General features: G+C 66.9%; 13 protein-coding genes. 9 read left to right on the forward strand and 4 right to left on the reverse strand.

Features of this window, described 5'->3' with window-relative positions; all coding sequences use genetic code 11:
- The 4 genes from ASE48_RS23215 to ASE48_RS23230 are packed head-to-tail and all read left to right on the forward strand — an operon-like array spanning nucleotide 1 to nucleotide 7,350.
- Nucleotides 1-1,470, forward strand: coding sequence for a wax ester/triacylglycerol synthase family O-acyltransferase (locus ASE48_RS23215; protein ID WP_057169521.1), 1,470 nt, complete (start codon nucleotides 1-3; stop codon nucleotides 1,468-1,470).
- A complete protein-coding gene (locus tag ASE48_RS23220; protein ID WP_057169522.1) occupies nucleotides 1,467-2,987 on the forward strand; it encodes an HAD-IB family hydrolase in 1,521 nt (506 codons plus the stop codon). Before ASE48_RS23215 ends, ASE48_RS23220 begins: the two co-directional genes overlap by 4 nt.
- The gene (locus ASE48_RS23225) at nucleotides 2,984-5,329 is read left to right on the forward strand and encodes a glycerol-3-phosphate 1-O-acyltransferase (protein ID WP_057169523.1); all 2,346 of its coding nucleotides are present in this window, start codon (nucleotides 2,984-2,986) and stop codon (nucleotides 5,327-5,329) included. Before ASE48_RS23220 ends, ASE48_RS23225 begins: the two co-directional genes overlap by 4 nt.
- Before the next feature lie 23 nt (nucleotides 5,330-5,352).
- Nucleotides 5,353-7,350, forward strand: a complete 1,998-nt coding sequence (locus ASE48_RS23230) for a cytochrome c oxidase assembly protein (protein ID WP_057169524.1) — start codon at nucleotides 5,353-5,355, stop codon at nucleotides 7,348-7,350.
- Here ASE48_RS23230 and pknB read toward each other — a convergent pair whose 3' ends face one another.
- The 4 genes from pknB to ASE48_RS23250 all read right to left on the reverse strand — a co-directional run bounded on the left by pknB (nucleotide 7,351) and on the right by ASE48_RS23250 (nucleotide 13,184).
- Nucleotides 7,351-9,186, reverse strand: coding sequence for a Stk1 family PASTA domain-containing Ser/Thr kinase (pknB, locus tag ASE48_RS23235; RefSeq protein ID WP_057169525.1), 1,836 nt, complete (start codon nucleotides 9,184-9,186; stop codon nucleotides 7,351-7,353).
- 107 nt (nucleotides 9,187-9,293) lie between these two features.
- On the reverse strand, nucleotides 9,294-12,170 hold the full coding sequence (locus tag ASE48_RS23240) for an MMPL/RND family transporter (protein ID WP_057169988.1): 2,877 nt from the start codon (nucleotides 12,168-12,170) through the stop codon (nucleotides 9,294-9,296).
- A 32-nt stretch (nucleotides 12,171-12,202) separates the two neighbouring features.
- Nucleotides 12,203-12,643 carry an MmpS family transport accessory protein gene (locus tag ASE48_RS23245; RefSeq protein ID WP_057169526.1) on the reverse strand — a complete coding sequence of 147 codons (441 nt, stop codon included), beginning with the start codon at nucleotides 12,641-12,643 and terminating at the stop codon, nucleotides 12,203-12,205.
- A 58-nt stretch (nucleotides 12,644-12,701) separates the two neighbouring features.
- On the reverse strand, nucleotides 12,702-13,184 hold the full coding sequence (locus tag ASE48_RS23250) for a MarR family winged helix-turn-helix transcriptional regulator (protein ID WP_235571439.1): 483 nt from the start codon (nucleotides 13,182-13,184) through the stop codon (nucleotides 12,702-12,704).
- A gap of 269 nt (nucleotides 13,185-13,453) precedes the next feature.
- Between ASE48_RS23250 and ssb the strand changes: the two genes are divergently transcribed.
- The 5 genes from ssb (at nucleotide 13,454) to ASE48_RS23275 (ending at nucleotide 21,671) form a co-directional block, all read left to right on the forward strand.
- A complete protein-coding gene (ssb, locus tag ASE48_RS23255; RefSeq protein ID WP_057169527.1) occupies nucleotides 13,454-13,900 on the forward strand; it encodes a single-stranded DNA-binding protein in 447 nt (148 codons plus the stop codon).
- Between the two features lie 67 nt (nucleotides 13,901-13,967).
- Entirely contained in the window at nucleotides 13,968-15,641 is a 1,674-nt protein-coding gene (gene ettA, locus ASE48_RS23260) for an energy-dependent translational throttle protein EttA (RefSeq protein WP_057169528.1), read from the forward strand.
- Between the two features lie 108 nt (nucleotides 15,642-15,749).
- On the forward strand, nucleotides 15,750-20,606 hold the full coding sequence (locus ASE48_RS23265) for an NAD-glutamate dehydrogenase (RefSeq protein ID WP_057169529.1): 4,857 nt from the start codon (nucleotides 15,750-15,752) through the stop codon (nucleotides 20,604-20,606).
- A complete protein-coding gene (locus ASE48_RS23270) occupies nucleotides 20,599-21,012 on the forward strand; it encodes an acyl-CoA thioesterase (protein WP_057169530.1) in 414 nt (137 codons plus the stop codon). Before ASE48_RS23265 ends, ASE48_RS23270 begins: the two co-directional genes overlap by 8 nt.
- Nucleotides 21,009-21,671, forward strand: coding sequence for a hypothetical protein (locus ASE48_RS23275; RefSeq protein ID WP_057169531.1), 663 nt, complete (start codon nucleotides 21,009-21,011; stop codon nucleotides 21,669-21,671). The genes ASE48_RS23270 and ASE48_RS23275 overlap by 4 nt, the downstream gene beginning before the upstream one ends.
- The last annotated feature ends 10 nt before the right edge of the window (nucleotides 21,672-21,681 follow it).

The following is a 21,681-nucleotide window of genomic DNA, read 5'->3' on the forward strand; positions in this document are numbered from 1 at the left end:
ATGAGCAAGGTGCCGTTGGATGCGGCGGGGCTGCCCCAGAAACTGAACGGCGTCGACACATTGCTGCATCGTGGCGAGGCCAATCCCCGTACCCGGTCGGGCATCATGGGCGTCGAACTGCTTGACACCACCCCCGATTGGGAGCGGTTTCGCGCAGTGTTCGAGCAGGCGTCGCGCAAGGTGCTGCGGTTGCGCCAGAAGGTCGTCATGCCGACGCTGCCGACGGCCTCACCGCGCTGGGTGGTCGACCCGGACTTCAACCTCGATTTCCATGTGCGCCGGGCCCGGGTCCCCGAACCGGGCACGCTGCGTGAGGTGCTCGATCTCGCCGAGATCGCGCTGCAGTCCCCGATGGACATCACTCGGCCGCTGTGGAGTGCCACCCTGGTCGAAGGTCTGGCCGACGGCCGGGCCGCCACCATCCTGCACCTGAGCCACGCCGTCGCGGACGGGGTCGGCACGGTCGAGATGTTCGCCCACCTCTACAACCTGGAACGCGATGTCGAGATCGGTGAGCTTGCGCCGCTGCCGATTCCGCAGGATCTGTCGGCCAATGACCTGATGAGAATGGGCATCAACCGGCTGCCCATGAAGATCACCAACAGCATGCTCGGCCTGCTCGGCGGCGCTGTGCACGCGGTCACCAACGTGGTGCGCGATCCCGCCGCCGCGGTCAGCGGCGTTGTGGACTACGCGCTGTCGACCACCCGGGTGTCCCGGCCGGTCGCCGACCATTCACCGCTACTGCGCCGGCGCAGCCTGACCACGCGTAGCGAGGCCATCGACATCGTGTTCTCTGACCTGCACAAGGCCGCCAAGGCCGCGGGCGGATCCATCAACGACGTCTACCTGGCCGGGTTGTGCGGTGCGCTGCGGTTCTACCACGAGGCCCTCGGCATGCCGATCGACACCTTGCCGATGGCGGTGCCGGTGAACCTGCGCTCCGATGACGACCCGGCCGGCGGAAACCGGTTCGCCGGTATCAATCTCGCCGCACCGATCGGCATCGCCGATCCGGAGCGCCGGATCAAGGCGATCCGCTCGCAGATGACCAGCAAGCGAGAGGAACGCGCCATCGACATGGTCGGAACGATCGCGCCGATCGCCAGTTTCCTGCCCGACGCCGTGCTCGAATCGGCGGCCAGTTCGGTGGTCAACTCCGATGTGCAGGCCAGCAATGTGCCGGTCTACCCCGGCGACACGTTCATCGCCGGGGCAAAAGTGCTGCGGCACTACGGTCTCGGACCGCTGCCGGGAGTCGCGATGATGACCGTGCTGGTATCGCGCGGCGGTTACGTCACCGTCACGACGCGCTACGACCGGGCCGCGTTCATCGATGACGCACTGTGGGCCCGGTGCCTGCTGCGGGGCTTCGACGAGATTCTGGCACTCGGCGGGGACGGCCGCACCGTACCGGCCTCCTTTGCGGCCCCCGAAACCCGCTCATCGAATGGAAGTGCTGCGCAATGAGTTCGGCGGACGGACAATCGGGCGGCTCGAAGATCATGCGGCTGCCAGGCACGGTGGCCGAGATCGAAGCGAGCCCCGAGGGGCCCCAGGTGGGCGCCTTCTTCGACCTGGACGGCACCCTGGTCGCCGGTTTCACCGGCGTGCTGATGACACGGGATCAGTTGCGGCGCGGCCAGATGAGCGTCGGTGAGTTCATCGGCATGGTGCAGGCCGGTATCAACCATCAGCTGGGCCGCTCGGAGTTCGAGGATCTGATCGGCAAGGGTGCGCGCATGCTGCACGGGAACTCGATCAGCGACCTCGACGAACTCGGTGAGCGGCTGTTCATCCAGCATGTCCGCGACCGGATCTACCCGGAGATGCGGGCCATGGTGCGCGCGCACATGGCCCGTGGCCACACCGTCGTACTGAGCTCCTCGGCGCTGACGGTGCAGGTGGAACCGGTCGCCCGCTTCCTGGGCATCGACAACGTGCTGAGCAACAAGTTCAAGGTCGACGAGCACGGCCTGATCACCGGCGAGGTCGAGGAACCGATCATCTGGGGCCCGGGCAAAGCCCATGCCGTCCAGAAGTTCTCGGCCGCCAACGGCGTCGACCTGACCAAGAGCTACTTCTACGCCGACGGCGACGAGGATGTCGCGTTGATGTATCTGGTCGGCAACCCGCGGCCCACCAACCCGGCCGGGAAGCTGGCATCGGTCGCGCAGAAGCGCGGCTGGCCGATCCTGAAGTTCAGCAGCCGCAGCGGCAGCAGTCCGGTGTCCCAGCTGCGCACCCTGGCCAGTCTGGCGACCATCCCGACGGTCGCGGCCGGCGCCATCGGGCTGGGGCTGCTCACCCGCAACAAGCGCGTCGGCGTCAACTTCTTCACCTCCAACTGGAGCAGGCTGCTGATGCTCACCACCGGCATCGAGCTCAACGTGCTGGGCGAGGAGAATCTGACCGCGCAACGCCCGGCGGTGTTTCTCTTCAACCACCGCAACCAGGCCGACCCGATGATCGCCGGCCGGCTGGTCAACGTGGACTTCACCAGCGTGGGAAAGAAAGAGCTGGAGAAGAACCCGCTGATGGGTCCGCTGGGCAAGGTGATGGACGCGGCGTTCATCGACCGTGACGACACCCAGTCCGCTGTCGAAGGCCTGCGCAAGGTGGAAGAGCTTGCCCGCAAAGGTCTTTCCATCATGATCGCGCCGGAGGGGACCCGGCTGGACACCACCGAGGTCGGCCCGTTCAAGAAGGGCCCGTTCCGCATCGCGATGGCGGCGGGTATCCCCATCGTGCCCATCGTGATCCGCAACGCCGAGGTCATCGCCGCCCGCGACTCCAGCACCTTCAACGCGGGCAAGGTCGATGTCGCGGTGTTCCCGCCGATCCCGATCGACGGCTGGACCCACGACAATCTGACCGAGCGCATCGCCGAGGTGCGACAGCTCTACCTGGACACCCTGCTGGACTGGCCGCGGGACACGCTGCCCGACGCCGCCGTCTACCAACGCATCCGGGGAGAGCAGGCGTGAAGCAGGTTTCCGAGGACTTCGCCAGCTTCAGCCCGACCGGTGACACCTTGGTGCTGGCCGCGGTGGCCTCGCCGGCCGAACAGGAACTGCTCGACGACTGGCTGCGCCAGCAGCGCCGTGAACATCCCGAGGCCCGGCTGGAGGTGTTGTTGCTGCCGGCCAGTTCCGACGATCCGCCCGCCACCGTGATGGCCCGGCTGGTGGAACTGCTCTCGGCCGACCCGGATCGTTCGGTGGTGCCGGTGCGGGTCTTCTGGGTGCCCGGCGGTCTGCCCACCCGGTCCAAGGTGGTCTCGCTGATCTCGGGTCGCGACACCTACCGGCCACCGGAGCTGTTGCAGCGGCGCATCCTGCGCAAGGATCCCGCGCGCGCCCGGGTGGTGGCCGGTGAACCGGCCAAGGTCTCCGAGCTGCGCCAGCAGTGGAACGACACCACGGTCGCCGAAAACCCCAGGGAGTTCGCCCGTTTCGTGATCCGTCGCGCGATCCTGGCGATCGAGCGGGTGGAACTGCGGCTGCTGGGCCCGGAGTACAAGTCGCCGCGTCTGGTCAAACCCGAGATGCTGGCCTCGGCGCGGTTCCGGGAGGGGCTGGAAAAGATCCCGGGCGCCACGGTCGAAAAGGCCGGCGAGATGCTCGACGAGCTGTCCACCGGGTGGAGCCGCTTTTCCGTCGACCTCATCCCGACACTGGGCCGTGCCATCTTCAGTCGCGGCTTCGATCCCAAGATCGACTACGACAGCACCGAGGTCGAGTCGATGCGGCACAGTCTCGAGACCCACCCGGCGGTGCTGCTGTTCTCGCACCGGTCCTACCTCGACGGCGTCATCGTCCCGGTCGCCATGCAGGAGAACAGGCTTCCGCCGGTGCACACCTTCGCCGGGATCAACCTGTCCTTCGGCTTCATGGGCCCGATCTTCCGGCATTCCGGCGTGATCTTCCTGCGCCGCAAGCTCGACGACCCGCTGTACAAGTACGTGCTGCGTCAGTACGTCGGGTACATCGTGGAGAAGCGCTTCAACCTGAACTGGTCCATCGAGGGCACCCGGTCACGCACCGGAAAGATGCTGCCGCCCAAGCTCGGACTGCTGTCCTATGTCGCCGACGCCTATCTCGACGGGCGCAGCGAGGACATCCTGTTGCAGCCGGTGTCGATCAGCTTCGACCAGTTGCATGAGACCGCCGAGTACGCCGAGTACGCCCGAGGAGGGGAGAAAACCCCGGAGAGCGTGAGCTGGCTCTACAACTTCATCAAGGCGCAGGGCGAGCGCAACTACGGAAAGATCTACGTCCGTTTCCCCGAAGCGGTGTCCATGCGCCAGTATCTCGGCGAACCCAACGGGCCGATTGCCCAGGACGAGGACACCAAACGGTTGGCCATGCAGAAGATGGCCTTCGAAGTGGCCTGGCGCATCGTGCGGGTCACCCCGGTCAATGCGACGGGATTGGTCTCGGCGCTGCTGCTGACCGCCCGCGGGGTGGCGCTCACCGTGGGGCAGCTGCACCACACGTTCCGGGATGCGCTGGATTACCTTGAGCGCAAAGAGATCCCGATGACCAACAGCGTGTTGCGGCTGCGCACCCCGGAGGGGGTGCGGGCGGCCGTGGACGCGTTGTCGGGTGGTCACCCGGTGACCCGGGTGGACGGTGGCCGCGAACCGGTCTGGCGGATCGCCCCCGACGATGAGCACGAGGCCGCGTTCTACCGGAACTCGATCATCTACGCGTTTCTGGAGACTTCACTCATCGAGCTGGCGCTCGCCCATGCCGCGCGCGCCGAGTCCGACTGGCTCGAGGTGTTCTGGGCGCAGGTGATCCGGCTGCGTGATCTGCTCAAGTTCGAGTTCTACTTCGCGGACTCGGCGACGTTCCGGGCGAACATCACCACCGAGATGGGCTGGGTGCCGGACTGGGAGGAGAAGATCGCCTCGGGCCCCGAAGGGATCACCGCCGTCCTGCGGACCAAGCAGCCGCTGCTCGGGGCGGCGATGCTGCGGCCGTTCTTCGAGGCCTATGAGATCGTCGCCGACGTCCTGCGCGACGCCGCCGCCGAGATCGCGGAGGCGGACCTGACCAAGCTCGCCATGGGCGTCGGGCGCCAGCACGTGGCTCAGGGCAGGGTGCGCAGTGCTGAGTCGGTGTCGGCGCTGCTGTTCGCCACCGCACGTCAGGTGGTGGCCGACCAGGGTCTGCTGCGGCGTGCCGAGGATCTCTCCGAGCGGAGGACGGCGTTCCTGCACGAGATGCGCGACATCCTGGCCGACATGGACACCGTGGAGGTCGCCTCCCGTGATCAGTTCAACGCACGCGAGCGGGCCTCACGCCGGTCCGCGGGTCGCTGAGGGCCCCACCTACCCTTGACGACATGACGATCGTCGCGCCGAGCGTGCGCAACAGCGCCGTGTGGCCGATTCTCTGGGGCGTCGCGCTGCTGGCCGGCGCGGTGGCCGCAGGCATCGGCGGGCTGTCCATCGTGGATGCGCTGGCCGCGACGGGGCTGCCCGATCCGGGCCCGGCGACCACCTACGGGCTGCCCTTCGTCCGCGCGGTGGGCGAGATCTCGGCGGCCATCGCCGTCGGCTCGTTCCTGATGGCCGCGTTCCTTGTGCCACCACAGCGCAGCGGGGTGCTCGACGTCGGCGGCTACCGGGCGTTGCGCACCGGCACCGTCGCTGCCGGGGTGTGGACCGTGTGCGCGGTGCTGCTGGTGCCGCTGACCGTCTCCGATATCACCGGCGCACCGTTGACCAGCAGGCTCAGCCCCATCGACATCTGGACGGTTGCCAGCCTGGTGGAGACGGCGGGCACCTGGCGCTGGACGGCTCTGCTGGCCGGGATCGTGACGCTGGTGAGCATCCCGGTGCTGCGCTGGACCTGGACGCCGGTGCTGCTGGCCGGATCGCTGATCACGCTGCTGCCATTGGCGCTCAGCGGGCATTCGTCCTCGGGCGGCGCCCACGATGTGGCGACCAACAGCCTGCTCATCCACCTGATCGCCGGGGTGGTGTGGGCCGGCGGCCTGATGGCGCTGTGGGCGCTCGCGGTGCGCGGCGGCGAGCATCTCGACGTGGCGGCGCGGCGCTTCTCGGCGATCGCACTGTGGTGCTTCGCCGCGATGGCGCTGTCGGGCATCATCAATGCGCTGGTGCGGGTGCGTCCCGGCGAACTGTTCAGCACCACCTACGGCTGGCTGCTGCTCGGCAAGGCCACCGCGCTGCTGGTGCTCGGTGCCCTCGGGCTGTTGCAGCGCCGCCGCAGCGTCAGCGCGCTGGCCGATGATCCCGCCGCCCGCCGCCCGCTCATCCAGCTGGCGCTCGTCGAATCGATGGTGTTCGGGGTGACCTTCGGTCTCGCCGTCGCCCTCGGGCGGACCCCGCCGCCGCCGCTGGCCACGCTGCCGTCGATCACCGAGGTGGAGATCGGCTACGACCTGGCCGGCCCGCCCACGCTGGCCCGGGTGCTGTTCGACTGGCGATTCGACCTCATCTTCGGCACCGCCGCCATCCTGCTGGCCGCGGTCTACATCGCCGGCGTGGTGCGGCTACGGCGCCGCGGCGATGCCTGGCCGGTCGGCCGGATCGTGGCCTGGCTGTGTGGCTGCGCGGCGTTGCTGTTCGCGACGTCGTCGGGGGTCGGGCGCTACATGCCCGCGATGTTCAGCATGCACATGACGGCGCACATGGTGTTGTCGATGCTCGTGCCGGTGCTGCTGGTGCTGGGCGCGCCGGTGACCTTGGCGCTGCGCGCCCTGCCCGCCGCCGGCAAGGACCGCCCGCCGGGTATGCGGGAATGGCTGCTGGCCGCGCTGCACAGCCGGGTGTCGAAGTTCTTCACCAATCCGTTGGTGGCGACCGCGATCTTCGTGGCCGGCTTCTACGGGCTGTACTTCGGCGGAATCTTCGATGCGGCGGCAGACAGCCACGGTGCGCACCTGGCGATGAATGCGCACTTCCTGCTCAGCGGATATCTCTTCTACTGGGTGGTCATCGGTGTGGACCCGACGCCGCGGCCCATCCCGCATCTGGCCAAGCTCGCGATGGTGTTCGGCTCGTTGCCGCTGCACGCCTTCTTCGGTGTGGTGCTGATGGGCACCCAGAGCGTGCTCGCCGGCGATTTCTACCGGTCCCTCGGGCTGCCGTGGCACACCGATCTGCTTGCCGATCAGCGTCTCGGTGGTGGGATCGCCTGGTCGACGGGTGAGGTGCCCCTGGTGCTGGTGATGCTTGCGCTGCTCATCCAGTGGCGGCGCAGCGACAACCGCACCGCCGTCCGGCTGGACCGGGCCGCCGACCGCGACGAGGACGCCGAACTGGCCGCCTACAACAACATGCTGGCGAAGCTGTCCAAGCTCGACGACCGCTGATCAACTGCCGTAGTTCACCGTGACGGTGCCGTCCCGGTTCACCCCGGCGCCGGGTGCCGGGACCTGCTGTACCACCCGCGCACGCCGGTCGCTGCCGGCGTCCATATCGGGCCCCTTCAGAAACTGGCCAGTGAAACCGAGCGCATTGAGTTGGGCCAGCGCGTCGCCGTAGAGCAACCCCCGCAGGTCGGGCATCAAGAACTGGTTGGCGCGGGACACCTTCAGGGTGATCGGGGCATCCGAGGCCACCGACGCCCCGGCCGGCGGGTCGGTGGCGGCCACCTGCCCGGGCGGCAGCGTGCCGTCGACGTCGGCCTGCAGGATGGTGGTGAAACCGGCGGTGTCGAGATTGAGCTTGGCCTGCTCCGCCGTCTGCCCGACCACATCGGGCACCGTCCGGGCCGACGGTCCCGAACCGACGAAGATGACGATCTCATTGCTCGTGGCCGAATCCTGCTGCGCCGCCGGATCGGTCCCGATGACCCGGTCGAGTTCCTCGCTCGTGGAGGCCTGCGGCATCCGGCGCACATTCTCGAAGCCGGCGTCCGCGAGGGTTTTCACCGCCTCGTCGTAGGACAGCCGGGAGACATCCGGGATACGGCGCTGTTCGGGCCCGGTCGACACGTTGACGGTGATATCGCCGCCGGACGAGACGGATTCACCGGCCCCCGGGTCGGTGCCGATCACAAGCCCCGCCTGGACGGACCCGTCGGGCTCGGTGTCCACCACCGGGCTCAGACCACTGTCCTGGAGTTGGCTCACCGCCTCCTGCTGGGTCAGTCCCTGCACATCGGGCACGCGGACCCGGTTCATGGCGCCCACGATGTAGACGCCGGCGATCACCAGCAGGGTGACGGCCACCAGCGCACCGGCGATCACCCAGCGCCGCGAACCCCGGCGCTGCTCCTGCACGGGGAACTGCAGGGTGCTCGGGCCCCGGGTCGCGGGAATGTCGTCGGTGTCATCGGCCTGCTGCGCCGGCGCCTCAGGGGCGTTGCCGCTGCCGACCCGTCGCAGATCGGCGTGCATCTCCGCCGCGCTCTGGTAGCGGTTCTCGGGTTTCTTGGCCAGCGCCTTGAGCACCACCGCGTCGAGGTCCGGCGAGATGCCGCCATGGCGCTGTGACGGCGGGACCGGCCGCTCCCGAACATGCTGATACGCCACCGACAGCGGGGTGTCGCCGGTGAAAAGCGCCTGCCCGGTCAGCATCTCGTACAGCACGCAGCCCAGCGAGTAGACATCGGTGCGGGCGTCGACCTGCTGGCCACGAGCCTGCTCGGGGGAGAAGTACTGCGCGGTGCCGACCACCGCCGAGGTCGCGGTGAGCCGGTCCCCGGTGGTGGCGTTCATCGCGCGGGCGATCCCGAAATCCATCACCTTCACCGCGCCGGTAGGGGTGATCATGATGTTGGCCGGCTTGATGTCGCGGTGCACGATGCCGCGGCTGTGGCTGAACTCCAGCGCCGTGCACACATCGGCGATGATGGAGATCGCGCGCCTCGGGGGCAGCGCTCCGTGGCGCTGGATCAGCTTTCCGACGGTGTGGCCGTCGACGTACTCCATCACCAGGAACGGCAGGTTGCCGTTCGGGGTCTGCGCCTCGCCGGTGTCGTACACCGCCACGATCGACGGGTGGTTCAGCGATGCGGTGTGCTTGGCCTCCCGGCGGAACCGCTGATAGAAGTTCGGGTCACGGGCCAGGTCGGCGCGCAGGATCTTGATCGCGACATCGCGGTGCAGCCGGACGTCGCGTGCCTTGTGCACCTCCGACATGCCGCCGAAACCCAGGATTTCGCCCAGCTCGTAGCGGTCGGTCAGCTGCTGCGGCACGGTCATGGCGCGCTGCCGATCTCGTCGAAGCTGTTACATCCCACGCGTTGATCTTCTCTCAGCACCGACGCGGCGGGTTGCGAGACCCCATTGTTGACCGGAATCCCGGTGCGCTACCCCTGGACGGGCAGCGCCCGCCTGGGCTGCGGCGGCAGGAACTGGTAGTCGCCGCGCGGATAGACCACCTGCGGCCACCAGAACCAGCGGCCCATCAGGGTGGCGATGGACGGCATGAGCAGTGACCGGACGATCAGTGTGTCGACGAGCAGGCCGATGGCGATGGTGGAGCCCATCTGGGCCAGCACCACCAACTGGCTGCCCAGCATGGCCGCCATGGTGGCCGCGAACACCAGCCCCGCCGAGGTCACGACGCCACCGGTGCCCGCCATCGACCGGATGATGCCGGTCTTGAGCCCGGCGTGGATCTCCTCCCGGAACCGTGACACCAGCAGCAGGTTGTAGTCGGCGCCCACGGCCAACAGGATGATGACCGACATCAGCATCACCAGCCAGTGCACGTGGATGCCGAGCAGGTTCTGCCAGATCAACACCGAGATGCCGAAAGAGGCGGCGATCGAGCTGCCCGCGGTGGCGACGATGACCAGTGCTGCCACGGCGCTGCGGGTCAGGATGAGCATGATCATGAAGATCAGCGTCAACGCCGACACCACCGCGATCATCAGGTCGTAGCGGGCGCCGTCGGCCATGTCCTTGTAGGTCGCGGCGACCCCACCGAGATAGATCTTGGCGTCGGACAACGACGACATCTTCAGCGCGTCCTGGGCGGCCTTGCGTTCGGAATCGACGCGGGCGATGCCCTCCGGTGTCGCCGGGTCGGTCTCGTGGGTGATGAACATGCGCGCCGACTTGCCGTCCGGTGACAGGAACATCTTGAGGCCGCGTTCGAAATCGGGGTTCTGGAACGCCTCCGGCGGGAGGAAGAACAGGTCGTCGTTCTTTGCCTCGTCGAAGCTCTGTCCCATCGCCAGCGCGGTGTTGTTACTGGCCTCCATCTGATCCAGCAGCGCCTTCTGCGAGTTGTACGACGCCAGCGACAGGTCTCGGCTGGTTTTCATCGCTGCGATCGACTGGGGCAGCAGCGCGGTCAGCTTGGGCGCGATACCGGCCAACTGGTCGGTGTTGACCTGCACGTCACCGGTCATGCTGGTCACTTCGTCGATCGAATCGAGAGCATCAAAGACCGACCTGGTGGCCGCACACATCGGGATGTCGAAACAGTGTGGTTCCCAATAGAAGTAATTGCGCAGCGGCCGGAACTGATCGTCGAAGTTCGCGATGTTGTCCCGCAGTTGTTCGGTGACCTTGAGCAGATCCTGGGACTTGGCCGCCGAGTCCTGGGTGAGCTTGGTCTGCTGCAGCGACAGCTGATACTGCTGCTCCAGGATGTCGATCGACTGGTTCGTCGATTCGATCGTCTTGAGCTGATCGGCCAGTTGCTGGCGCTGGAACGGCAGGTTCATGTTGCTCGTCTGGCCCTGCACGCTGGTCTGGAAGGGAATCGAGCTGTGCTGGATGGGGATTCCCAGCGGCCGGGTGATGTTCTGCACCATGGCGATGCCCTCGGTGTGCATGACGTTTCGCGCCACCGCGTTGAGCACCAGCATGTCGGCGGGGTTACGCATGTCGTGTTCGGATTCGACCATCAGGATGTCCGGGTTCATCCGGGCCTGCGAGAAATGCCGGTCGGCCGCGGCGAATCCGACGTTCACCGGAGCATCGTCGGGCAGGAAGAAGCGGTCGTTGTAGGCCGCCTTGTACCCGGGGATCGCGACGATCCCGATGAGGACCACGAACAGGCTGGCGACCAGCACCGGAGCCGGCCAGCGCACCACCGACGTGCCCACGCGGCGCCAGAACCGGCTTTGCGGAGGACGTTTGGACTCATACCAGCCGACCCGGCTGCCGAGGAACAACACGGCGGGACCCAGCGTGACGGCCGAGGCCACCACCACGACCATGCCGATGGCGACCGGGGCGCCCATGGTGCTGAAGTACGGCAACCGCGAGAAACTCAGGCAGTAGGTCGCTCCGGCGATGGTCAGACCGGAGCCGACGATCACCGGGGCGACGGACTTGAACGTTGTGTAGTAAGCAGATTCGCGATCCTCGCCCATGCCGCGCGCTTCGCGATAGCGACCGAAGATGAAGATGCCGTAGTCGGTGGCCGCCGCGATGGCCAGCATGGTCAGGATGTTCCCGGCGAACGTGGTCAACCCGAACACGTCCTGCATGGCCAACACCGAGATGACACCGCGCGCGGTCAGCAGCCCGATGAAGGTCAGAAAAAGCTGCACGAGTGTGGTTTTGACCGAGCGGTAAACGACCAGCAGCATGGCGGCGATCGCGACCAGCGTGTACAGGGTGATCTGACCCAGGCTGGCATTGCCGATGACGTGCATGTCGTTGGTCAGGGCCGCGGGCCCGGCCACGTAGGCCCTGACACCCGGTGGGGCCTGCGTTTCCGCGATGGCCTTGCGGACGGCTTCGACACCCTCGTTGGCCAGTGTCTGGCCCTGCTCACCGGCCAGGTTCAGCATCACGTAAGACGCCTTGCCGTCCGCGCTCTGGGCGCCGGCCGCGGTCAGGGTGTCGCCCCAGAAATCCTGGATGTGCTGGATGTGGGCGGGATCCTGTTCCAGCTTGTCGATGATGTCGTTGTAGTAGTCGTGGGCGTCCGGCCCGAGCGGTTTGTCACCCTCGATGATCACCATCACCGTCGCGTTGGAGTTGAACTCCTTGAAGTTGTCGCCCATCCGCTTCATGGCGATCACCGACGGTGCGTCATCTGGTGTCATTGGCGCCGAGTGCAATTCGCCGACCACTTCGAGCTGCGGGGCGATCACGTTCACCAGGACGGTGAAGGCCACCCAGACCAGCACGATGGGCACCGCCAGGATGCGGATGGTGTGCGGGAGAACGGGATGCTTCTTCTTGTCCGCCGGCTCGGCGTTGGCAGTTGCACTGGTCATGCGCGATGCGCCTCCGGGTTCTTGCTCGTCGCTCATGCGGACTTCACCAGGCAGTAGGTCTGGGCGTTGATGCCGTCAGCTGTCTGCTCCTCACGGACGGTTCCGTTCACGGTGACCCGGCACCCGACCTGCTGCCCCTCGGCGCGGGCCATCAGGCTGGCGCTCACCGTCGGTAACGTCGTCGACAGGGTGATCGACCACGGCAGCGCTGCGGTGATCGAGTGGACGTTGGCGTCAGGGTCGAAATAGCTGATCTCGGCGGTGTCGCCCGGGGTGCCGTAGACGTCGTAGACCAGGACCTTGGGGTTGAACTGCACGATCTCGATACCGGCGCCCGCATTCGCGTTCAGATCCTCGGACGCGAACATCTTGTGCAGGCGCGAGACCACGAGCCCCGAGATCGCCAGCACGATGATGAGCACCAGCGGAATCCACAGCTTTTTCAGCCAGCGTCCTACCGGAAATGACTTCACCCCAACCTCTTTCACAGTTCAATAGGCCGCGCGGCCCGTGGATGTGGACCGGGGCGGATCAGCCGGATGCGTCGTCGGCCGGTCCGGCCGTGTCCGCGTCGGCGGTCAGCCTGGCCAGGATCGGCGCAGCCACCCGCGCCGAGAGCCACAATGCGTTCTGTTCTTCCGGGGAAAGCGTCGTGAGAAGCTCGGCAAGGCGCTCCCGGCGCAGCCGCCGGCGATCGTCGAGCAGTGCCTGCCCCTGCTCGGTGATCCCGAGCAGGCAGGCGCGACCATCGTCGGGGTCGGGAACCCGGGCGACCAGACCGGCGCGCTCGAGCCGCTGCATCAGCTGGGTCATCGACGGTTGGCTGACGCCTTCCTTGGCCGCCAGCGCGGTCAGCCGGATCGGACCCTCCTGGGACACCCGATTGATGGCGAACACCGCCGAGGCGCTCAGGTCGGCGCGGTCGGAAAGGAATCGGGCGGTCAGATCCGTCGCATCATCGAGTAGCTGACCGATGCATTCCTGCGCCTGCTCCTCGGAGAGTTGCTGACTCACATCGATATCTATATCACGAAGCCTATCTAATTTATAGCCGAAATGGCCTCGCCAGCTGTGAGTGTGCTGTCAAGAGCGCTGAATGGTGCCCAACTACATGCTCAGTGTGATGTAGGGGTTCCCTCGCGGATTGTGCACAATGCCGGATCCATCCACAGGCGACGGTGCGGCGGAGGTGCCGCCGGGCGGCATGTCGGTGACCGGCGGGTCAATGGGTGCACGAGCCGGCGACAGCGCCGGCGTCCAGAAATGAGTGAAAGGCACCTGCCATGTTCGAAACACCGTTTTCCGTCGTCGGAAACGTGGTCACCGATCCCATCTTGCGCCGCGTCGGCGAACAGGACTTCCTAAAGTTCCGGGTGGCCAGCAACTCGCGCCGGCGCAGCGCCGAGGGCGAATGGGAACCCGGCAATGCGCTCTACCTCACCGTCAACTGCTGGGGAAAGGTCGCCGACGGGGTGGCCGGGGTGCTCTACAAGGGTGATCCGGTGGTCGTCGTGGGCCAGATCTACACCAGCGAATACGACGACAAAGAGGGCAACCATCGGTCCACCGTCGAGGTGCGCGCGATATCGGTCGGGCCGGATCTGAGCCGCTGCCGGGCCAAGCTCGACCGGGTCCGGCCGGCCGCCGATCCGGTGCCGGCAGCCGGACCCGACGGTGGTGAGGGCGCCGAACACACCGGCGAGCCGGAGGAGCTCCCGATCTCGGCGTAACCGGGCGGCCCGGTCGTGCCTAGGATGGTGCCGCGAGACTTTGGCGGACGAAAGGCAAGACGACGGCATGGCCGAATTCATCTACACGATGCGGAAGGTGCGCAAGGCGCACGGCGACAAGGTCATTCTTGACGACGTTTTCCTGAACTTCCTTCCGGGAGCCAAGATCGGCGTCGTCGGTCCCAACGGAGCCGGTAAGTCGAGCGTCCTGAAGATCATGGCCGGCATCGACCAACCCAACAACGGCGACGCCTTCCTCCAACCGGGCGCGACGGTCGGCATCCTCATGCAGGAGCCCGAGCTCGACGAGACCAAGACCGTCCGCGAGAACGTGGAGGACGGCGTCGCCATCAAGGGCAAGCTCAACCGGTACAACGAGGTCGCCGAGCTGATGGCCACCGACTACACCGACGCCCTCATGGAAGAGATGGGCCAGCTGCAGGAGGAGCTCGACGCCGCCGACGCCTGGGATATCGATTCTCAGCTGGAGCAGGCGATGGACGCGCTGCGCTGCCCGCCGCCCGACGAGCCGGTCACCCACCTGTCCGGTGGTGAGAAGCGTCGCGTGGCGCTGTGCAAGCTGCTGCTGTCCAAGCCGGACCTGCTGCTGCTCGACGAGCCCACCAACCACCTCGACGCAGAGAGCGTGCTGTGGCTGGAGCATCACCTCGCCGACTACAAGGGCGCGATCCTGGCGGTCACCCACGATCGCTACTTCCTGGACAACGTCGCCGAGTGGATCCTGGAGCTCGACCGCGGCCGCGCATACCCCTATGAGGGCAACTACTCCACCTACCTGGAGAAGAAGGCCGAGCGCCTGGAGGTCCAGGGCAAGAAGGACCAGAAGCTGCAGAAGCGGCTGAAGGACGAACTGGCCTGGGTGCGTTCCGGCGCCAAGGCCCGGCAGGCCAAGAGCAAGGCCCGTCTGGACCGCTACGACGAGATGGTGGCCGAGGCCGAGAAGACCCGCAAGCTCGACTTCGAGGAGATCCAGATCCCGGCACCGCCGCGGCTGGGCAACCTGGTGGTCGAGGTGAGCCACCTCGACAAGGGCTTCGACGGCCGCATCCTCATCAAGGACCTGTCCTTCACGTTGCCGCGTAACGGCATCGTCGGTGTGATCGGCCCCAACGGTGTCGGTAAGACGACGCTGTTCAAGACCATCGTCGGCCTCGAGGAGGCCGACAGCGGTGAGGTCAAGGTCGGCGAGACGGTCAAGCTGAGCTACGTCGACCAGAGTCGCGCGGGCATCGACCCGAAGAAGAACGTCTGGCAGGTGGTCTCGGACGGGCTGGACTACATCGAGGTCGGTCAGAACGAGATCCCGTCCCGCGCCTACGTGTCGGCCTTCGGTTTCAAGGGCCCCGATCAGCAGAAGCCCGCGGGCGTGCTGTCCGGTGGTGAACGCAACCGGTTGAACCTGGCGCTGACCCTCAAAGAGGGCGGCAACCTGATCCTGCTCGACGAGCCGACCAACGACCTCGACGTCGAGACGCTGTCCTCGCTGGAGAACGCGCTGGAGCAGTTCCCCGGTTGTGCCGTGGTGATCTCCCACGATCGCTGGTTCCTGGACCGCACCTGCACGCACATCCTGGCGTGGGAGGGCGATGACGACAACGAGGCCAAATGGTTCTGGTTCGAGGGCAACTTCGGTGCCTACGAAGAGAACAAGGTCCAGCGCCTGGGCGCCGATGCGGCACGCCCGCACCGGGTAACCCACCGCAAGTTGACGCGCGACTGAACCTGCGGGAGTGCCCGCGAACCGGGCCTTGGCATCACTAAGGTTGCACGTGTGTGCCGTTGCGGCGGCAGGTCTCAGCGCAGAGGCAAGAGGTGAGGAGCCTTGGGCATGACGGTGAATCCCGGAACCACTGAACAGGTGCAGCTGAGTCAGGACGCACTTTCGCGACTGACGAGCGCCTACGTCGAGACCCACCACGGTCCGCACGGTGACGCGCCCGCGGCCGACACCGCGGTCACCGCACCGATCGAACGTGGCGCCCCGACGAAGGTGACACCGCAGCTGCTCGCGGCGCACACCAAGATGGGCCACCGCCGCACGCCGGGGGAGACCCTGGTGGCGGTGTACCCGGCCGACGACCCGGGTGGCTTCGGCCCGGCGATCCAGGTCGTCACCGACTACAGCGCCATGCTGATGGATTCGGTGACGGTGCTGCTACACCGTCTCGGTGTCGCCTACGTATGGGTGATGAACCCGGTGCTGCGCGCCCGCCGGGGCTCCGACGGTGAGCTGCTGGCGCTGGCGCCGGCCTCGGATCCGGATGCCCCCGACGGAGCCGACGAGATGTGGATCCACGTCGGGCTGTCGCCGACCGCAGATCCCGCGGCGGTGGACGAGGTGGCGGGCCTGCTGCCGTCGGTACTCGCCGACGCCCGGCAGGTCGCTGCCGATTCGGCGGCGCTCAACGCGACGCTGATCGGGCTGGCCAACGCCCTGGATTCCGATCACGCCGGGCACTTTCCGGGCCCGGACCGCCGTGATGTCGCCGCCCTGCTGCACTGGCTCGGTGACGGTCACTTCGTGCTGCTCGGTTACCAGCGGTGCGCGGTGCACAACGGTCAGGCCACCGTGGACCCGGCCAGCCGGCTGGGCATCCTCAAGTTGCGCACCGATGTGCTGCCGCAGCTGACCGAGGCCGACGATCTGCTGGTCCTGGCGCAGGCCACCATGCCCAGCTTCCTGCGCTACGGCGCCTACCCCTACATCGTGGTGGTCCGGGAGAACCCGGCCGGGCCCGCCTCCAACCAGGCCGTCGAGCACCGCTTCGTCGGCTTGTTCACGGTGGCCGCGATGAACGCCAACGTGCTGGAGATCCCGCTGATCTCACGGCGCGTGGACGAGGCGTTGGCGCAGTCACACTCCGACCCCAGCCATCCCGGTCAGCTGATGCTCGACGTCATCCAGACCATCCCGCGGTCCGAGCTGTTCGCGCTGCACACTCCCGATCTGCTGGAGATGGCACGGGCGGTCGTCGATCTCGGATCGCTGCGGCGGGCGCTGCTGTTCCTGCGCGCCGACCAGCTGGGCCACTTCGTCTCGGCGCTGGTGTACCTGCCGCGCGACCGGTACACCACCGCGGTGCGGTTGGCGATCCAGGACATCCTGGTCCGCGAGCTCGGCGGCGTCAGTATCGAGTACGCCGCCAGGGTCAGTGAATCACCCTGGGCAGTCGTGCATTTCACCGTGAAGATGCCCGACGGCAGCCAGCGGGCGGATATCGACACCTCTGCGGACAACGAGATCCGGATCCAGCATCTGCTCACCGAGGCCGCCCGCACCTGGGCGGACCGCCTGATCGGGTCGGTCAAGACCGAATCGATCAGCCTGGCCGACGCCGAGTACTACGCCGGGGCGTTCCCGGAGATCTACAAGCAGGCCTTCACCCCGCAGGCTGCCATCGAAGACATCGCGATCATCGAAGAGCTGCAGGACAATTCGGTCAAACTGGTGTTCCGTGACGGCGGAGCGGAGCGGGTGGATCTGCTCACCTGGTACCTGGGTGGCCGATCGGCCTCGCTGTCCGAACTGCTGCCGATGTTGCAGTGCATGGGCGTGGTGGTGCTCGAGGAGCGGCCGTTCACCGTCACCCGACCCGACGGCCTGGTGGTCTGGATCTACCAGTTCGTGGTGTCCCCGCATCAGTCCATCCCGACGACCCCCGAGTCCGAGATCGAGGATGTTGCCAAGCGGTTCGCCGACACGGTGACCGCCATCTGGCACGGCCGGGCCGAGATCGACCACTTCAACGAACTGGTATTGCGGGCCGGTCTGACCTGGCAGCAGGTCACCATCCTGCGCGGCTACGCGAAGTACCTGCGCCAGGCGGGATTCCCGTACAGCCAGTCCCATGTCGAGGGTGTGCTCAACGGCAACCCGCACACCGCGCGGTCGTTGGTGGAGCTGTTCGAGGCTCTGTTCACCCTGGAAGCCGATGTCGAGGCCGGTGGTCGCAAACTGGACGCCCAGACCGCGGCGGCCGCCGTCGCCGCCGACATCGACGCCCTGGTCAGTCTGGACACCGATCGCGTGCTGCGGGCCTTCGCCGGCCTGATCCAGGCGACCCTGCGCACCAACTACTTCGTCGACAGCCCGGACTCGGCACGCGCCCAGAATGTGCTGTCCTACAAGCTCAATCCGGGGCTCATCGACGAACTACCGTTGCCCAAGCCGCGCTTCGAGATCTTCGTCTACTCACCCCGCGTGGAGGGCGTGCACCTGCGGTTCGGATTCGTCGCCCGCGGCGGGTTGCGCTGGTCGGACCGCCGCGAGGACTTCCGCACCGAGGTCCTCGGTCTGGTCAAGGCGCAGGCGGTGAAGAACGCCGTCATCGTCCCGGTGGGCGCCAAGGGCGGCTTCGTCGTCAAATCGCCGCCGCTGCCCAGTGGCGACGCCGCGGTGGATCGCGACGCCACCCGCGCCGAGGGCGTGGCCTGCTACCGGCTGTTCATCTCGGGACTGCTCGACCTGACCGACAACGTCGACAAGTCCAGCGGAGCCGTGATCACCCCGGCCGGTGTGGTGCGCCGCGACGGGGATGACGCCTACCTGGTGGTCGCCGCCGACAAGGGCACGGCCACCTTCTCCGATATCGCCAATGATGTTGCGCATTCCTACGGTTTCTGGCTCGGGGATGCCTTCGCCTCCGGCGGATCGGTGGGCTATGACCACAAGGCGATGGGCATCACCGCCAAGGGCGCCTGGGAATCGGTCAAGCGGCACTTCCGCGAGATCGGCGTCGACACCCAGTCCCAGGACTTCACCGTCGCCGGTGTCGGCGACATGAGCGGTGACGTGTTCGGCAACGGCATGCTGCTGTCCCCGCACATCCGGCTGATCGCGGCCTTCGATCACCGCGACATCTTCCTGGACCCCAACCCGGACGCCGCCGCCTCCTTCGCGGAACGGGAGCGCATGTTCGCCCTGCCACGATCCAGCTGGGCGGATTACGACCGCACGCTGATCAGCGAGGGCGGCGGGGTGTTCAGCCGGCAACAGAAGTCCATCCCGATCAGCCCGCAGGTGCGTGAGGCCCTGGGCCTGCCCGACGGTGTCGAGGAGATGACGCCGCCGGCGCTGATGAAGGCGGTGCTGCTGGCGCCGGTGGACCTGTTCTGGAACGGCGGTATCGGCACCTACGTCAAGGCCGAGACCGAATCCGATGTCGACGTCGGCGACCGCGCCAACGACGCCATCCGCGTCAACGGAAACCAGTTGCGGGTCAAGGTCTTCGGTGAGGGTGGCAACCTCGGCGTCACCCAGCGCGGACGCATCGAGTTCGACCTCGCCGGCGGCCGGATCAACACCGATGCGCTGGACAACTCCGCGGGTGTGGACTGCTCGGACCACGAGGTCAACATCAAGATCCTGATCGACTCGCTGGTGACCGCGGGCAAGGTGAGCGCCGATGAGCGCACCCCGCTGCTCATGTCGATGACCGACGAGGTGGGCCTGCTGGTGCTGGCCGACAACATCGATCAGAACGATCTGATGGGCACCAGCCGCGCGAACGCGGCCAGCCTGCTGCAGGTGCACGCCCGGCAGATCAAGGAGTTCGTCACCGACCGGGGGCTCAACCGCGAGCTGGAGGCGCTACCGTCGGAGAAGGAGATCAGGCGCCGCCACGAGCTCGGGATCGGTTTGACCTCACCGGAACTGGCGACCTTGATGGCCCATGTCAAGCTCGCGCTCAAGGACGAGCTGCTGCGCACCGACCTGCCCGACCAGGAAGTGTTCGCCTCGCGACTGCCGCAGTACTTCCCGGTGGAACTGCGCGACCGGTTCACCAGCGAAATCCGTTCCCATCAGCTGCGTCGCGAGATCGTCACCACGATGCTGGTCAACGATCTGGTGGACACCAGCGGAATCACCTACGCCTACCGGATGACCGAGGACACCGGCGTGGGTCCGGTCGACGCGGTGCGCAGCTATGTCGCCACCGATGCGATCTTCGGCATCGGCGAGATCTGGCAGGGCATCAAAGCCGCCGGTGCCGAAGGGATTCCGTGTGCGGTGACCGACCGCATGACGCTGGACCTGCGCCGGGTCATCGACCGGGCCGGGCGCTGGCTGATCAACTACCGGCCGCAGCCGCTGGCGGTCGGCGCCGAGATCAACCGGTTCGCCGAGAAGGTGGCGCTGCTGTCGCCGCAGATGTCGAAATGGCTGCGCGGTGACGACAAGGCGATCGTGGCCAAGGAGTCCGGCGAGTTCGAAGCGCAGGGTGTGTCCAAGGAACTGGCCTACACCGTCGCCACCGGCCTGTACCGCTACAGCCTGCTCGACGTCATCGACATCGCCGATATCGCCGACCGCGATGCCGCCGAGGTGGCCGACGCCTACTTCGCGCTGATGGACCATCTCGGCATCGACGGCCTGCTCACCGCGATCTCGCAGCTGGAGCGCGATGATCGGTGGCATTCGTTGGCGCGCTTGGCGATCCGCGATGACATCTATGGTTCGCTGCGGGCGCTGTGCTTCGATGTGCTGGCCGTCGGCGAGCCTGACGAGACGGGTGAGCAGAAGATCGAGGAGTGGGAGCTGACCAATAGTTCCCGCGTCGATCGGGCGCAACGCACCCTCGACGAGATCCACCGAGACGGTCAGCTCGATCTGGCGACGCTGTCGGTGGCGGCCCGCCAGATCCGCAGCATGACGCGAACGACAGGAACAGGAACAAGTGGCTGAGCGTTTCACCACACCGGTGCCGGTGCGCTGGTCGGATATCGACATGTACCAGCACGTCAACCACGCCACCATGGTCACGATCCTCGAAGAGGCCCGGGTGCCTTTTCTGCACGAGCCGTTCGTCAACGACATCGAGACCATCGGGTTGCTGATCGCCGAGGTGAAGGTCACCTACAAAGGGCAACTGCGCCTGATGGATTCGCCGTTGCAGGTGACCATCTGGGTGAGCAGGCTACGCGCGGTGGACTTCAACCTGGGCTATGAGGTGCGCTCGGTGCACGCCGATCCGGAGTCCAAGCCCGCGGTGATCGGCGAGACCCAGCTGGCGGCCTTCAACATCGAGGAGCAGAAGCTGGTGCGGCTGCTGCCGCATCACCGCGAGTACCTGCAGCGCTACCAGCGGTGAACAGCCCCGAACGCGGTTTGTGGCTCGATGACGCCGCGCACCGTAAAGACCTGTCCACCTTCGTCGACCGGGCGCTGCGGCTCGACGACTCGGCGGTGATCCGGTTCCGGGAGCGTGCGGGCAGCGGGCAGGTGGTGGCCTGGGTGTCCACCGGATTCGATGTGCTGGCCAGCCGGGTGGTCGCCGGTCGGGTGCGCCCGACGGACCTGTCGGCGGGAGCGGACACCTTGGTGCGCTCGCTGTCGGCGATGGACGCCTCCGGTTATGTCGAGCCGGGTTTCGCGATGGATTCCGCGTGGCGTGGTGTGCTGCCGCCCGATACCGGGTTCACGCACCTCGACGATGTGCCGGCCTGGGCGATCCTGGAACTGGTGGAGCGGGGCACCGCGCTGGCCAAGGAACACAGCAGCGCGCACGGGCCGCCGGCCTCGCTGCTGGATCAGGAGGTCCTCGCGGTCAGCGCAGGGGAGACCACGGTCGGTATCCCGATGCGTTGCGTCTTCGCGTTGACCGCCATGGGGTTTCTGCCGCAGAGCGCCGACGTGCTGTCCTCGGACGAGATCGTGCGGGTCCGCGTGCATCCCGCGTGGCTGCGGGTCGACGCGCGGTTTGGCACGGTGTACCGGCGCCTGGGCGACCCGGCGATGGTGCTCAGGTGATGGTGCGCGG

It is taken from the genome of Mycobacterium sp. Root265, from assembly GCF_001428895.1.
In the GTDB taxonomy this organism is placed as follows: Bacteria; Actinomycetota; Actinomycetes; order Mycobacteriales; family Mycobacteriaceae; genus Mycobacterium.